The organism is Metabacillus malikii (assembly GCF_030813355.1).
Classification (GTDB): Bacteria; Bacillota; Bacilli; order Bacillales; family Bacillaceae; genus Metabacillus; species Metabacillus malikii.
On sequence record NZ_JAUSUD010000014.1, the window covers coordinates 113143 to 128385 of the forward strand.

Consider the following 15243-nt stretch of genomic DNA (forward strand, 5'->3'; position numbering starts at 1 on the left):
ATTGTACATTTAATGTGCTTATCCTACGTAAAGTTTGGTTGGAGCTGACCTGAGAGACTCCTGCGGGATGCGTGGGAGAGCTGAGACCCCGCAGGCGTTTACGCTGAGGAATACGAAAGGCGTAGGCGGTTTGCCCATCGACGTACAAACTGGAGGGGCATCGACTGAGATAAAGGAATCACGATGAGCCGAATGGCGAATCGATGATGACTTATCGTAGGGAGGTGACCTGAAGTTTGCTTGTTCGTGCCGCAAGGAGCTATGAGGCTCAGCACCCACCCCGCGGAAAGCGAGTACTCGTGCTGCAACCAAACTGAACGTCAACTCTGTAAGATATATTCTATTTTTCTATAAACAAGACTTTTTCAGTGGTCTCGAACCGTCCCCGTGCTTCCACGCTTTCATTCTTGAGCAAAATTCGTTAAACTATTCGTTGTGAAGAAATGTGGGGGGAAGAGGATGTCTACTATTATTGAAGTCAATAAGCTAAGAAAAGAATTTAGATCATATTCAAGCCGCCAAGGGTTAAAAGGGGCTTTTCGTGATTTATTGAATCGTCAATCGAAAATAGTCCCTGCTGTGAACGATGTTACGTTTTCAGTGAAACAGGGAGAAATGGTCGGCTATATAGGTGAGAACGGTGCAGGAAAATCAACATCGATTAAAATGCTGACAGGAATTTTAACACCTACCTCAGGTGAAATTCTCGTGAATGGGATGAATCCACATAAAGAACGAGAGAAGTTCGTGCGGACGATTGGCGTTGTATTTGGTCAACGTTCCCAGCTATGGTGGGATATTGCTGTACAGGAATCATTCCGTCTTTTAAAGAAGGTATACAAAGTTTCAGATGCTGATTATAACGAGCATATGGACCATGTCATTAAAACATTAGATATTGGACCACTTTTAGATAAACCAGTGCGAAAGCTGTCACTTGGACAACGGATGCGTTGTGAGCTTGCGGCTGCATTAATACATAATCCACCACTATTGTTTTTAGATGAACCGACAATCGGGCTTGACGTGTTAGTGAAGCTAAAGATTCGCCAGTTTTTAAAAGAAATGAATGAAAAATATAAAACAACAATCCTGTTAACGACCCATGACCTGTCAGATATCGAAGCATTATGTGAACGTGTTGTCATGCTTGATGAAGGGAAGGTCATTTACGACGGAGCATTAGAGAAGCTACGTAGCCACTGGGGTGATGGTAAGCAAATTCAATTTCAATTTTCGGATGAAGTGTATGAAAATGAATTAACAGCATTGACGAATCATTTAGATGTATCGTGGCAAAAGGGTGAGAAACTAAATGTTTGGACAGCGGTCGTGAGCGATAAAGAGGCACAAATGTCTGAGTTAATTGGCCTTGTCGTCGGTGCACATCAAATTATCGATTTAACCGTCGCAGAAATTTCAACTGAAGAAGTTATCCGTAAAATTTATGAAAAGGGAGAAGCATTATAAGAACGGGGGTAGAATGATGGATAAATATATTGAAATGATTCGAATCCGCTTTCTAATGATGCTTGCATACCGAACAAATTATTATAGCGGAATTTTAATTTATAGTATAAATATTGGTGCATATTATTTTCTTTGGACAGCAATCTACGGTGGAAAAGAATCGATTGAAGGCATGTCCGCAGTACAAATGACAACATATGTAGCCGTTTCGTGGATGGCAAGAGCATTTTACTTTAATAATATTGACCGTGAAATTGCCCTAGAAATAAAAGAGGGTAAAGTCGCGGTTGAGCTGATTAGGCCTTATAACTATTTAGGAATGAAAACGATGGCAGCGTTCGGAGAAGGGATTTTCCGATTAGTGTTTTTCTCAATTCCTGGAATGGTCATTGTCACTCTAGTCTTTCCAATGGAATTTTCATCAAATAGTACAACGTGGTTATTATTTGCCAGTTCACTCGTTTTCAGTTTTATCATTAATACGCAAATTAACTTAATTACCGGTATGCTGACCTTCTTCTTATTTAATAATGACGGATTAATGCGAGCGAAACGTGTCATAATTGATTTGTTTTCTGGTTTGCTTTTACCGATTAGCTTTTACCCATTATGGGCACAAGATATTATGAAATATTTCCCATTCCAAGCAATCAGTTACATTCCAAGTATGATTTTCACTGAAGGAATTAAGGGGAATGAAGTACTACAAGCGATTTTACTGCAAGGCTTATGGGCTGTTATTTTACTCATCCCAATTCAACTGCTATGGTCATTGGCAAAAAAGCAAATGATTATTCAAGGGGGATGAGAAGATGTTTTATCTATCAATGCTAACGCAATATATCGGTCAATATATGAAGACGCGACTGCAATATCGTGCAGATATGGTTGTTGAGCTTCTATCTGATATGATGTTTCAAATTACGAATCTTGTGTTTATACTCGTAGTCTTCGGCCATACACAGTTTTTAAGTGGCTGGAACCGTGATGAAATCATTTTTATTTATGGATTTTTCCTAGTTCCATATGCAGTGTTCGGTGCGTTTTTTAACATTTGGGATTTTAATGAACGATATATTGTGAAAGGGGAAATGGACCGGATTTTAACGAGACCGATTCATAGTCTGTTTCAAGTCGTGTTGGAACGGATGGAGCTCGAATCACTGTTTGGAGCGATAACTGGTATCGTCATTATGACATATGCTGGTATTCAATTGAACTTATCGATAGAATGGTATGACATCATCTTATTTATCGTGTTTGTCATAAGTGGTGCCCTTGTTTATGCAGGAATATTTGTCTCATTAGCAAGCATCGGTTTTTATTCTGATGCACGAACATCGCTAATGCCAATGATGTACAATATCGGAAACTATGGTCGTTATCCAGTTGATATTTACAACTCAGTCATCCGCTTCGTGTTGACATGGATCCTGCCCTTTGCTTTCGTCGGTGTTTATCCGGCTGCGTTTTTCCTAGAAAAAGAAGAATGGTATATGTACTCGTTTTTAACACCTGTTATCGGTATCGTCTTTTTCGTTCTATCAGTAATTCTATGGAATGCAGGGGTGAAAAGATATCGGGGGGCAGGGAACTAAATATGTGAAACTTTAAAAGGCTTGGGGTAACTCAAGTCTTTTTATAATTCGATCTAAAATAATGTTCCCTTAGTCAAAATAAAGGTGCTTATATCTCCTGGGAAACTTTACTATGATAGACGTAACGAAAGAGTAGATGCAGAAGGCTGAGGTGGGGAAATGAAAGCGGATACAAAGGTAACGAAAAAAGATGGGCATCTGTTCTCGGTACAGACAAAAAAGGGAAGGTTCCGGAAACTAGTGAAGCAAGTAGTCGCTCAAAGGCAGCTGCAAGTGATGGCATTGCTAGGAGTATTGTGGATGATTATTTTCAACTATGTTCCAATGTATGGATTAATTATTGCCTTTAAAGAATACAGTGTCATTCGAACAATCGCAGAGGCGCCTTGGGTAGGACTAGCACATTTCAAAGAATTTATTCAGGATGATGCGTTTTGGATCGTGTTGAAAAATACGATTGGGATTAGTGTGATTAAACTAATCATTGGATTCCCATTACCAATTATATTTGCGCTTTTTATGAATGAACTAACGTCATTGAAGTTTAAAAAAGCAGTTCAAACGATTACCTATTTACCGCACTTTTTATCTTGGGTTGTGTTAGGTGGAATTTTAACGACGTGGTTAGCAGATGTAGGCATTATTAATGATATTTTAATCGGATTAGGTGTTACAAATGAACGGTTGAGCTTTTTAGCAGAGCCGGATTATTTTTGGGGAATTGTGATTATTTCAGATATTTGGAAGGAGCTTGGTTGGTCGGCGATTATTTACTTAGCTGCGATTACAAGTGTATCTCCAGAGCTGTATGAGGCTGCCACAATTGATGGGGCAAATAAGTTCCAAAAAATGTGGCATGTAACCCTTCCAGCGATTCGTCCAACCATTACGATTTTATTTATTTTAGCAGTAGGGAATGTGTTAAATACAAACTTTGACCAAATACTTGTACTGCGAAATGCACTAAATGAAAGTGCGAGTAATGTGATTGATATTTATGTATATCAAGTTGGAATTCAAAATGCGCGCTACTCCTATGCGACAGCTGTTGGATTATTAAAGGCAATTATCGCATTCATTCTCCTATTAGCGGCTAATAAGGTTACGAAAAAGCTAGACGGAACATCATTATTCTAGAAAGGAGGAGATGCAATGCTTAAACTATTTAAGCGAAATAGACGTACGACAAGTGAATATCTTTTTGATAATCTAAATGTCCTAATTATGATCTTCATTTGTTTTATTACCTTATATCCAATTTGGTATGTGCTTGTTAATTCCTTAAATGAGGGTTTAGATGCAATGAAGGGAGGAATCTATTGGTGGCCACGTGATTTTACCTTAGATAACTATAAAGCTGTTTTTGCAAATGACGGGATTTTAACGTCGTATGGAGTGACGATTGCCAAAACTTTAATCGGAACAGTTCTCCACGTTTTTTTTACAGCAATGGTTGCTTATGCGTTGTCACGGAAAGACCTGCGTGGTAGAAATATCTACATGATTATTGGGGTAATCACGATGTTCTTTAGTGGTGGTCTCATTCCGCAATTCCTACTTTATCGAGAATTAGGATTATTGGATAGCTTTTTCGTTTATATCATTCCAGCCTTATTTAGTTTCTTTGATTTAATTATTTTTGTCTCCTTCTTTCGCGCCTTACCAACTTCTTTAGAAGAGGCGGCGAAAATTGATGGAGCAAGCGATATGAAGATTTTCCTTAAAGTAGTGATTCCGCTCTCAATGCCAGTTATCGCGACAATCGCACTTTTTCACGGTGTCTACCAATGGAATGATTATTTTGCTGGGGTTATTTTTGTTAATAATCCTGATTTACAGCCGATTCAGACTTATTTATATAAAATTATTGCTGAATCTAGCTCAAATCAAATGATGACGAATGCACCTGGCGGGGTTGCAAGTAAAACCGTTACCTCACAATCAATCAAGCTCGCAACAATGGTTGTGACAACATTGCCAATTGTCATAGTCTATCCATTCCTGCAAAAGTACTTTGTAAAAGGTATGCTTATCGGTTCGATAAAAGGATAATTTGGTTTCTTGCCTGTCCTAGTGCAAGGGGAGGCAAGTAAAAAGATTAGAAAACGAAAGGGGTCTCAAAAATGGGGAGAATGAAACGAAGAAAAACACTCTATCTAGCATTTATTTTATTCATTACGGTAAGTCTGATGGTTGCTTGTTCATCTAATAAAAAGGAAGAAGCATCATCAAATGAAAAACCGAAATCTAATCTATCGGCGGATGAACCTGGCTGGAAAGTAGACACATCACCAATTACGTTTGATTGGTATATTAACTTTTCATGGTTTGCAAGCAAATGGGGGAATGATGCAACGTCAAAATATATAACTGATAAAACAGGAGTATCATTAAATATTATGACTCCGGCAGGAAATGAAGCAGAGAAGATGAATACGATGATCGCATCCGGTAGTTTACCAGACTTTATAACATTAGGCTGGGGAGAAGAGGCCGTTAAGCAAATGATAGAAGGAGAATTAGTTCTTCCTTTAAATGAGCTTGCTGACCAATATGACCCTTACTTTTTTAAAGTATCGGATACGGCAAAGCTTGAATGGTATCGCCAAGAGGATGGAAATGTCTATGGTTATCCAAATGCTTCATCATCTCCAGCAAACTTCGAGAAATATAAGGACTTGAAACCGTCAAACCAAACATTCTTAGTAAGAAAGGATATGTATGAAGCGATCGGCAGCCCGGATATGCGGACACCTGAAGGATTCTTAAATGCATTGAAGGCAGCAAAGGAAAAATTTCCTGATGTAAATGGTGCACCATTAATTCCATTAGGCTTACATGAATTTTCAGATACAGGTAATAACTCACTTGAATGGTATTTACAAAACTTCTTAGCGATTCCAATGGAGAAGGATGGTAAGCTATATGACCGTTCAACAGACCCGGAATATGTAAAATGGCTAAAAGTATTTAGAGAAGCAAATGAAGAAGGCTTATTAGCAAAGGATATATTCATTGATAAGCGTCCACAAATGGAAGAAAAGATTGCTCAAGGTCGTTATTTCGCAATGTTATACCAACGTAGTGATATGCAGGCTCAGCAATTATCACTCTATGCAAATGACCCAGACTCTATCTACATTGCTGTCGATGGACCAGCAAATGAGCAGTTAGAACAACCGACACTTGCGGGTGATAGCTTAGCAGGCTGGACAATTACATTAATTTCAAAAGATGTAAAGGATAAAGAAAGAGCGATCCGCTTTATGAGTTATTTAATTAGTGAAGAAGGACAAAAGGATATGTACCTTGGTCCAGAGGGAATTACACATGAAGTTGTTGATGGCAAACCACAATTCACGAAGGAAGCATATGAATTATTAACATCAGACCGCACTGTGTTTGATAAAAAATATGGAGCCTCCCATACATTTTGGATGCTAATGGATACGGATATGCAGCTGCAATGGCAACCACCTACAGAAGAACCGTACAAACAAATGGAAGACTGGACAAAAGGTAAAACGCAAAGCTTTGCAGTCTATGATGATATTAACCCACAAGGAACGTCTGAAGAAGGTGTAGCCAATAGTAAGATTGCCCAAGAGTGGGGAAAAACATTACCAAAGCTATTATTAGCAAAATCGGAAGCTGAATTCGATAAGATTTATGAGGAATTCCAAGAGAAACGTGAAAAATTAGGAATTGATAAAGTTAGAGAATATCAGGAGAAACGCTTTAAAGAGAATAAGGTCAAAATAGAAAAAGCATCACAACAATAACGAAGAGAGACATGAGGGTGACTAGTATCTATATAGTCACTCTCATGTCTATTACACTCCTAAAAAAGGGACAATGCCTTCAACTATTCATTGTATAATAAACAAGACCCTTACCGAGACTAGGATGTGTTTCTTATGCGGCTAAAAAGGATAATAAGGCGAATCTACCGTTGGTTTAGTCGACTATCATTACAAAACAAGCTTGTTTTTCTTTACACGACATTGTTTATGATTCCTGTACTCTTACTCGTTTTCGTCCTTTCACATGAATTCTATGAAAATGTCATTTCGGATACGATTCGAGATAATGAGTATTCAATTGAAATGGAGAAAATCCAGGTTCAGAAAAATATTGAAGCAATGAGAGAATCAGCACAAACCTTAATTTCAGATAAGAATATGATTCAATTTGTCAGTGACCGTCGTGATAAAGATGTAGATGAGTTAATTGAGTTTCAAAATAATCATATTGACACAAAGGAGCAGCAATTAGTCAATCCACTTATTGATTATACGCAGTTTTATATTGATGACCCGGATTTAATCGAAATGTGGCCCTTGCTATTTCGGGAAAGCAGAATAAATGAAAAGCCATGGTATGACAAAGTATTGGAACATAATGGAACTGAAGTTTGGTGGTTAAAAAAAGAAGATTATGGACTGCTGACAAATATTCCTGACGAAAACCCGAAAATATCGCTCTTCCGGGAAGTGATGGATAGTCATAATAACCACTTAGGAATTATCGAAATTTCAATGCTTCAGAGAAACTTTTTCCCGAAAATGTACAGTCCAATTCCTGATGGACAGTCAGAAATATTCATCATCAATCAGCAGGACGAAGTGTTTACAAATCCAGCAAACAACTTTCTGCGTGAGCATAAATTTAAAAGGAAGCAGTACGATGAGCTTTTTCAGAGATTAACCAAGGACAAAACAGATAGTTTCATTTATAACAATCATAACGTCCCATATTTAATTGTTTCTACAGTAATCGATGAATTAAATATGAAAATGGTCAATGTTATTTCTTTAGAAAAGATTGATACAGAGACAAGAAAGGTCAGATATTTAACATTTATTATCGCAATTGTTCTCCTGATTATTTTATCAACACTAACATATGTCATCACATCGTTATTGTTGAAAAAGATGTATAAGCTCATTGAAAATATGAAACAGGTTGAACAGGGAGATTTTACAGTGAAGATCGACATTGATGGACGTGACGAATTTTCAACTCTTGCAATCCATTTTCGAAACATGCTTCGTAAAATTAACCAATTAATCGCTGATGCTGTTCATAAACAAGCTGTATCAAAGGATACAGAACTTAGAGCATTGAAAACTCAAATAGATTCGCACTTTTTATATAATACTCTTGAGAATATTAAGATGATGGCAGAAATTGAGGGGAAATACGAAATCTCTGATGCGCTCACTTCGTTAGGAGCAATGATGAGATATAATATCAAATGGAAAAATGAATTTGTGGTAATTAGTGAAGAGATTACCCAAATCAAGCATTACGTTGCGATTATGAATTTACGATTAGATAGAGAGCTTGACTTGGACATCGTTATACCTGATGAACTATTAAGCCAAGAAATATTAAAGCTATCGTTACAACCAATTGTGGAGAATGCGATTAAACATGGCATTGAACCTCGCGAAACGAATACAAAGGGGAAAATCATTGTAAACGCATACAGAGAAGGACAATCCGTCTTTGTAGAAATAATCGACAATGGTGTAGGGATGGATGAAAATCAATTAATGCAGATTAATAATAAAATCGTACATGATGATAATCACGAAGTCCAACGACAATCGGGCAATGGGATTGGATTAAAAAATGTCCATAATCGAATTATTTTATTTTATGGGAAAGAGTTTGGCTTACAAGTTAATAGTAAGAAAGGTGAGTACACATCCGTTATCATCAAACTACCTTATTTACTAATAAGGGGGGCAAATGAACATGTATAAGCTATTAATTGTTGATGATGAGAAAAATATTCGTATCGGTATTCAGGCAATGATTTCACGTGAATTTCCAGATCTATTTACATTTTTATTGGCAAGTAACGGGAAGGACGCGTTAGAACTCTTAGAAAATGAGCAAATCGATATTATGCTGACAGATATTAAAATGCCACAGATGGATGGCATTGCCCTAGTTCATGAAATACAAATGCTGAAGCATAAGCCAGAGGTTGTCATGATAAGCGGTTATGATGATTTTGACTATGCGAAGGAAGCGATAAAATATCGTGTTAAAGATTACTTGCTTAAGCCGATTAATCGAGATGAACTTAAATCCACCGTTACTCAGGTTGTAAAGGAACTATTGGCTGAGAAGCAATATCAATTAGATTTTGATGAATATACAGCAAATCAACTTAACTATATTTTATTAAATCCAAACATCTCTGAGGCTGAAATTGATACATTATCAGCAAAATTGCCACTGGACCAATTTACAAATGGTTATTATGTCGGAATTTTTACATGCTCGGATAGTACGGAGCAAGACCAAGGATCGTGGATAAAAGGGGTACTTACACAGCTTTGTAATGATGAACAGCCAAACATCCTATGCTTTCTAGATAAAGACCGTCATGTTGTGATGCTGTCGACAGAGGATTCTGTGTTTACTCAAATGATGAATCATCTTTCATTACGAAGTGGCACATTAGGTATTAGTGGAAAGGAACACTCGATAACAAAAATTAAAACAGCGTATGAACAAGCAAAAGTCTCATTAAGAAGCCATTTTATTATGCCGAATCGGTCAATCATCAAGTTTAATGAGGTCAGTCATCATTTCACTGGAGAAGTTCAGCCACTTCCAATTGATGATTTAAGGAAAGTATTAAATATGATCGGAACAAATCGAGACCAAGAAATCAGAATACAGCTACTAAAAGTGTTAAATATCGATACGATCTCAACTTATGGGCTACCATACATGGAAGCTCTACACGATGCAATCAATCGAATTATTCTTGATGAAGCATTTAAGAGACTTGGTGATGAATCAATTGAACTTATTAAACTGCATCATAAAGTTGGCGGGCTCAATCATTTCAAAAGATTTTATGACTACTTCTACGAGCTTGAAAATCTTATCCTGCTTTTACATGAATATCATAAGCAGCTGAAGGTCGTTTACTCGGAACAAAAATATATGGAGAAGGCGATTACGTATATCCATGAACATTACAATAAGGATTTAAATCTTGCTGTCGTATCCAACTATGTTTCGCTTAACTATTCATATTTTAGTCATATGTTTAAGGTATACACAGGGCAGAATTTTGTTGACTATTTGAAAAAGATTCGGATTGAGCAAGCGAAAGTACTATTAAAAAACGTCGACTTGAAAATTTTCGAAGTAGGAACGATTGTCGGTTATAAAAATCCAAAACGATTCACGAAAGTATTCCGAGAACTAGAAGGGATTTCCCCAAAGGAATATCAAGATGGTATTTTATTAAAGGACTCATAATTTTTATGCTAATTTGGCAAAGGAACATATATGAAAATACTCGCAACCGTTTAAGGGGCGGGTATTTTTATACCTATTCTTAGAAACAAAAAATTCAATCGAATAACATCACGACTGCTTGTATATATTGTACAAAGTGCATTCTTATTAGGTGGGATGTTAATGGGGTTGGTGTTTTGTATATTTATAGCAATCTGTATTTTCATGAGCTTTAAAAACACGATCGCTGCATGTTTTCAAAAAAACTTTTTAACATATGAAACTGTTATTATGTTCTCCTATTTATATATAACATTGTTAGTTGGGTTTGGAATGATTTATTTAATATGTTTACAAAGTAATCTTCATGTTTTGACTGAGTCAGGTGTCGTCATTGTCGGTACCTATTTTGAGAAATTAGTCGTATCAATATACTTTAGCGCGGTAACGCTCTTTTCGGTTGGGTATGGTGATATCGCTCCGATTGGAATTGGACGGTTTTTAGCGATTATTGAAGCGTTGATTGGCTACATTCTACCCGCAGTATTTTTAGCACGGACGTTTATAGCGATTGAAAAATAGCTGTTAGTTGTATGTTTGTCCAAAATTCGTTACGCTTAAATATATAACAACTTGGAGGGATAAACATGACAATAGAAGTTGGTAGCAATGTACCTACAATGAAATTACTTGCAGATAATGGTGAAACCGTAAGTCTAGAAGATTACCGTGGAAAATACGTCGTATTATATTTTTATCCGAAGGACATGACTCCGGGTTGTACAACAGAGGCTTGCGATTTTAGAGATGAACATCAAAGCTTTGCAGAATTAAATGCAGTCATAGTTGGGGTAAGCCCTGACCCACAAGAAAAACATCAGAAGTTCAAAGAAAAGCATAATCTTCCTTTTCAATTATTGGTCGATGAGGAACATAAGCTAGCAGATGAATTTGGTGTTTGGAAATTAAAGAAAAACTTTGGCAAAGAATATATGGGCATTGAACGCTCCACTTTTATCATTAATCCAGAAGGAAAAATTGTGAAAGAATGGAGAAAAGTAAAGGTGAAGGACCACGTTCAAGATGCATTGCAATACATAAAGGAACATCAGTAAGTACGTCTATGGGTGAAGGGAAGCCTATTTTTCAAAAGCTATGGCAAACGTCCAACCATTTTCGTGGGTTTTTCGTATGTTATAGGGAAGGCATTACCTCCTCAAATGTTAGCGCCGGACTAGTGCGGACAGTGTTCCGCACTCTTTTTTGATTAAAAATATAGGTGCTTTAAATTATTTATTTTAGTTGGTTGGAGTTGATTGTGAATAGGAGCGGAGACCAACACATAATAAAAGCTAAAATCAATGATTAAGAAAATAGCGAAAATATAAAATGGAAGGTGACAGAATGCAAGTACTTTCAACAGTGAAGCTTTCGAGCGAATTGAAGGAACAACTAGAAGCAGCATTCCCTGAAACGAACGTTCACCACGACCGGAAAATAGATGAAGCAATTGACATTTTAAAGGAAGTCGATATTCTTTTTACATATGGGGAAGATATAAACGCTAAACACATTCAAATCGCGAAAAATTTGAAGTGGATTATGGTCGCATCAGCTGGAGTTGATAAACTACCATTTCTAGAAATAAAAAAACGGAACATTCAAGTAACAAATTCAAAAGGCGTTCATGCGATACCGATGGCCGAATATTGCTTAGCAATGATGCTTCAAGTTTCAAGACAAACAAAAACACTAATTGAAAACCAAGCGAATCACGTATGGGACCGTCGAGTAAAGATGGAAGAGCTACACGGAAAAACAGTTTATATACTAGGTACAGGCGCAATTGGTCAGGAGATTGCACGAATATCAAAAGCTTTTCATATGAATGTCATCGGTATGAACGGTGACGGGCGCCAAATAGACCATTTCGATAGCGTGTACTCTTACCAAAATCGCAATTTACCATTAAGTGAAGTCGATTTTCTCATTTCAGTATTACCAAGTACGAACGACACTATTGGCTTAATTGATATGCCAATGTTTGAAAAGATGAAAAAAACAATTACGTTTATTAACATAGGTAGAGGAGATGTCGTCAAAGAGGATGTACTCATTTCTGCACTGGAAAAGGGGTATATTAACCATGCTGTGTTAGATGTCTTCGCGATTGAACCGTTACCGAGGGACCATCCGTTATGGGATATGAAGAATGTCACAATTACACCGCATTTATCAGGGATAACGAAGCAATATTTACCAAGGGTCATGCCGATTTTTCTTGAAAACTTAAAGTTCTATAGCCAGGGTGAATGTTCGAATATGATCAATTCGATTAATTTGGATAAGCAGTATTAGGAAAAATATTTCCTGTTTTCATATGTAGATATTTGACAAAACTATTTATCACAATGTACACTAATTATAACGATTATAAAGTAATAATTTTTATTAATCTTTAAGTGAGGTGCATGGCGATGTCTGAACATCAATTAAAAGATGCTCTGGAAACATTGAAACAAACAGGAGTACGTATTACACCTCAGCGTCATGCTATACTAGAATTCTTAGTCGATTCCATGACACACCCAACAGCTGATGATATATATAAAGCGTTAGAAGGAAAATTCCCGAATATGAGTGTTGCTACTGTTTACAACAACTTAAGGGTATTTCGTGAAGTTGGACTAGTAAAGGAATTAACGTATGGTGATGCATCAAGTCGATTTGACTTTGTTACATCAGATCATTATCACTGTATATGTGAAAGCTGCGGGAAAATAGTTGACTTTCACTATCCAGGACTAGATGAAGTTGAGGCGTTAGCTGCTCATGTAACCGGATTTAACGTAAGTCATCATCGGATGGAGATTTACGGTAAATGTACATCTTGTGAAAAACAAGAAACACATTAAAGCAAGCCAGTCATTTAACTGTGCTTGTTTTTTATTTGTTTCTTTTGTATATATTGTTGCTGTTAGAATTAAGTCATTATAAATGAATTATTGAAGTGTACATAATAACTTAAACAGAAATTAGAATAGGGTGACTATCAAAGTGTCAGATACCTTGAATACTTATCTATAGAATAACTAGTGATACATTCATTCAATAGATAGTAATCGTAGGTGAGCCTGACCATTTTGAGTCACCCTAATTGCTACTCCATATTCATTTTTTTGCGATTATAATTTTCATCAAACTCTTTACCTTCTAAGTTTCTATCTAAAGTTAGTGGTTCTCTGCAATGCATACACATATCGACACGACCGAGTATTTTTGTTGGTTTCTCACATGAGGGACAAACAACTTGAATTGCTTTAGTTGATAGCATGCCGATCCAGAAATAAACAACTGTACTAGCAATAATTGATAACATCCCAAGTAACATAAAGATGGTCATGACCCACATATTTGTACGGAAGAAAATCCCGAGATACATAATTATGAAGCCGACAAATACTAAGCTAAGTGCAAATGTTCGAATTTTATTTATCTTACTGCTATATTTACGAGCCATCAATAACAACCTCCTAGTCTAAATATAGCACAGGTTGTATTGGAGATAAATTGTTATTGCATAGCAAAACGTAAGGACATTTGCTAGATGATAATTGTAAAAGGAATTTCACGATTAAATGTAGAAAGAATAGATAGTACATTACTATGCCATAATCTTGGAGGAACTCATGGAAAACATTCTCCGCCCAATCTATCAAGAAAGAGCGAGTCATTCAAATACATTAGCAATTATAATGATTGAAAAACGACATGAAACATCACCACTAACTGACAATTTAGATGTTGCATTATTAGTAGTTGTTCAAACTCCTGATGCAAATGCAGCGATTAAACATTATCAGTCGGAAGATAAAAAGGCATCCTTAATCGTCATGACAAAGGATGAAGTACAAGAGGCAATATTATTAGGAACGAATCGAAGAGTTGTTGATTGGATATTAAACGGAAAGATACTTTTTGACCGAAATGAATACATCGTAAAGCTTATCGACAGAATAAAAGAATTCCCTTTCTCTGAACGAAAATTAAAAATTGGCATCGAATATGGAAAATTAATTCGTCGCTATTTAGAAGGGAAAGCATTTTTTGAGTCAAATCAACACCTTGATGCATACAATCATATTGTTCACGCATTACACCACCTAGCAAGATTAGAAGTTATCGATAGAGGTTTCTATCCTGAGGTAACTGTATGGAGTCAAGTGAAGCATATTGAACCACAAGTGTATAAGCTTTATAAGGAATTAGTCGAAAGTGAAGAAACATTGCAACAACGTTTAGAATTGTTATTTTTAGCAAGTGATTTTCTAATTCATTCAAAGACAGACATCGGTGCTGCACATATTTTAACAATCATGTCTGAAAAAGATTCATGGTACTATAATGATTTGCATCAACACCCGGAGCTGAAATATTATTCAGTTGATTTAAGTATCTTACTTGAATATTTAGTTGAAAGGAAATACATTCTAACGGAAAAGGTTCAAACAAAAAGCAAAGATGTTTTTCACTTAATGTATTTTCTTCAGAAAAAGTGTTGACTCTAAATGTATGAGATGATATATTAATAAACGTCGCTGTTACAGCAAAGCAAAACGGCGGCTGTCATCTCAAACTTAAATCGAAAAAACATTTTAAAAAGTGTTGACAGATGAAAGGTTAAGATGATATATTAATAAAGTCGCTTCTAGACGAAGTTGATTAATGAAATGTTCTTTGAAAACTAAACAAAACCAAGCGTGCCAACGTTAATTTTTATTAACAACAATCGTACATTATATGTACACAAAACAATTGAGCAATCAAACACTTTATTGGAGAGTTTGATCCTGGCTCAGGACGAACGCTGGCGGCGTGCCTAATACATGCAAGTCGAGCGAAT

14 protein-coding genes and 1 rRNA gene are annotated in these 15243 nt (G+C 36.4%); 14 read left to right on the top strand and 1 reads right to left on the bottom strand.

From position 1 onward, the window contains the following. Positions 1 to 459 precede the first annotated feature (459 nt). The 12 genes from J2S19_RS14240 to perR all read left to right on the top strand — a co-directional run bounded on the left by J2S19_RS14240 (position 460) and on the right by perR (position 13255). Positions 460 to 1470: an ABC transporter ATP-binding protein gene (locus tag J2S19_RS14240; RefSeq protein ID WP_307343239.1), complete on the top strand. Its 1011-nt coding sequence runs from the start codon at positions 460 to 462 to the stop codon at positions 1468 to 1470. A 16-nt stretch (positions 1471 to 1486) separates the two neighbouring features. Further along, entirely contained in the window at positions 1487 to 2278 is a 792-nt protein-coding gene (locus J2S19_RS14245) for an ABC transporter permease (protein ID WP_307343242.1), read from the top strand. A gap of 4 nt (positions 2279 to 2282) precedes the next feature. After that, the gene (locus J2S19_RS14250) at positions 2283 to 3068 is read left to right on the top strand and encodes an ABC transporter permease (RefSeq protein WP_307343245.1); all 786 of its coding nucleotides are present in this window, start codon (positions 2283 to 2285) and stop codon (positions 3066 to 3068) included. A gap of 159 nt (positions 3069 to 3227) precedes the next feature. Next, on the top strand, positions 3228 to 4205 hold the full coding sequence (locus J2S19_RS14255; protein WP_307343248.1) for an ABC transporter permease: 978 nt from the start codon (positions 3228 to 3230) through the stop codon (positions 4203 to 4205). Between the two features lie 15 nt (positions 4206 to 4220). Then, entirely contained in the window at positions 4221 to 5120 is a 900-nt protein-coding gene (locus J2S19_RS14260) for a carbohydrate ABC transporter permease (protein WP_307343251.1), read from the top strand. Between the two features lie 80 nt (positions 5121 to 5200). Beyond that, entirely contained in the window at positions 5201 to 6850 is a 1650-nt protein-coding gene (locus J2S19_RS14265) for an extracellular solute-binding protein (RefSeq protein ID WP_370875151.1), read from the top strand. A 135-nt stretch (positions 6851 to 6985) separates the two neighbouring features. Then, on the top strand, positions 6986 to 8839 hold the full coding sequence (locus tag J2S19_RS14270; protein ID WP_307343257.1) for a sensor histidine kinase: 1854 nt from the start codon (positions 6986 to 6988) through the stop codon (positions 8837 to 8839). Continuing rightward, positions 8832 to 10361, top strand: coding sequence for a response regulator (locus J2S19_RS14275; RefSeq protein ID WP_307343260.1), 1530 nt, complete (start codon positions 8832 to 8834; stop codon positions 10359 to 10361). Before J2S19_RS14270 ends, J2S19_RS14275 begins: the two co-directional genes overlap by 8 nt. A gap of 162 nt (positions 10362 to 10523) precedes the next feature. Beyond that, complete coding sequence (locus J2S19_RS14280) at positions 10524 to 10922, top strand: ion channel (protein WP_307343263.1); 399 nt, start codon at positions 10524 to 10526, stop codon at positions 10920 to 10922. A 65-nt stretch (positions 10923 to 10987) separates the two neighbouring features. Further along, positions 10988 to 11455 (top strand): thioredoxin-dependent thiol peroxidase, encoded by a 468-nt coding sequence (gene bcp / locus J2S19_RS14285; RefSeq protein WP_307343266.1) that lies wholly within the window; start codon positions 10988 to 10990, stop codon positions 11453 to 11455. A 289-nt stretch (positions 11456 to 11744) separates the two neighbouring features. After that, positions 11745 to 12698, top strand: a complete 954-nt coding sequence (locus J2S19_RS14290; protein ID WP_307343268.1) for a D-2-hydroxyacid dehydrogenase — start codon at positions 11745 to 11747, stop codon at positions 12696 to 12698. Between the two features lie 119 nt (positions 12699 to 12817). Beyond that, positions 12818 to 13255 (top strand): peroxide-responsive transcriptional repressor PerR, encoded by a 438-nt coding sequence (perR, locus tag J2S19_RS14295; protein ID WP_307343271.1) that lies wholly within the window; start codon positions 12818 to 12820, stop codon positions 13253 to 13255. A gap of 245 nt (positions 13256 to 13500) precedes the next feature. Here perR and J2S19_RS14300 read toward each other — a convergent pair whose 3' ends face one another. Further along, on the bottom strand, positions 13501 to 13860 hold the full coding sequence (locus J2S19_RS14300; RefSeq protein WP_307343273.1) for a YgzB family protein: 360 nt from the start codon (positions 13858 to 13860) through the stop codon (positions 13501 to 13503). A gap of 169 nt (positions 13861 to 14029) precedes the next feature. Between J2S19_RS14300 and J2S19_RS14305 the strand changes: the two genes are divergently transcribed. Continuing rightward, on the top strand, positions 14030 to 14902 hold the full coding sequence (locus tag J2S19_RS14305) for a nucleotidyltransferase-like protein (protein WP_307343276.1): 873 nt from the start codon (positions 14030 to 14032) through the stop codon (positions 14900 to 14902). 270 nt (positions 14903 to 15172) lie between these two features. Continuing rightward, a 16S ribosomal RNA gene (locus tag J2S19_RS14310) occupies positions 15173 to 15243 on the top strand; the annotation flags it as partial.

What these genes read in the sequence shown, in the direction of transcription:
- J2S19_RS14250 (WP_307343245.1), top strand. Translation starts at nt 2,283, where the DNA reads ATGTTTTATCTATCAATGCTAACGCAATATATCGGTCAATATATGAAG.
- J2S19_RS14290 (WP_307343268.1), top strand. Translation starts at nt 11,745, where the DNA reads ATGCAAGTACTTTCAACAGTGAAGCTTTCGAGCGAATTGAAGGAACAA.
- J2S19_RS14255 (WP_307343248.1), top strand. Translation starts at nt 3,228, where the DNA reads ATGAAAGCGGATACAAAGGTAACGAAAAAAGATGGGCATCTGTTCTCG.
- J2S19_RS14305 (WP_307343276.1), top strand. Translation starts at nt 14,030, where the DNA reads ATGGAAAACATTCTCCGCCCAATCTATCAAGAAAGAGCGAGTCATTCA.
- J2S19_RS14260 (WP_307343251.1), top strand. Translation starts at nt 4,221, where the DNA reads ATGCTTAAACTATTTAAGCGAAATAGACGTACGACAAGTGAATATCTT.
- bcp (WP_307343266.1), top strand. Translation starts at nt 10,988, where the DNA reads ATGACAATAGAAGTTGGTAGCAATGTACCTACAATGAAATTACTTGCA.
- J2S19_RS14280 (WP_307343263.1), top strand. Translation starts at nt 10,524, where the DNA reads ATGGGGTTGGTGTTTTGTATATTTATAGCAATCTGTATTTTCATGAGC.
- J2S19_RS14240 (WP_307343239.1), top strand. Translation starts at nt 460, where the DNA reads ATGTCTACTATTATTGAAGTCAATAAGCTAAGAAAAGAATTTAGATCA.
- J2S19_RS14270 (WP_307343257.1), top strand. Translation starts at nt 6,986, where the DNA reads ATGCGGCTAAAAAGGATAATAAGGCGAATCTACCGTTGGTTTAGTCGA.
- J2S19_RS14300 (WP_307343273.1), bottom strand. Translation starts at nt 13,860, where the DNA reads ATGGCTCGTAAATATAGCAGTAAGATAAATAAAATTCGAACATTTGCA.
- J2S19_RS14265 (WP_370875151.1), top strand. Translation starts at nt 5,201, where the DNA reads ATGAAACGAAGAAAAACACTCTATCTAGCATTTATTTTATTCATTACG.
- J2S19_RS14245 (WP_307343242.1), top strand. Translation starts at nt 1,487, where the DNA reads ATGGATAAATATATTGAAATGATTCGAATCCGCTTTCTAATGATGCTT.
- perR (WP_307343271.1), top strand. Translation starts at nt 12,818, where the DNA reads ATGTCTGAACATCAATTAAAAGATGCTCTGGAAACATTGAAACAAACA.
- J2S19_RS14275 (WP_307343260.1), top strand. Translation starts at nt 8,832, where the DNA reads ATGTATAAGCTATTAATTGTTGATGATGAGAAAAATATTCGTATCGGT.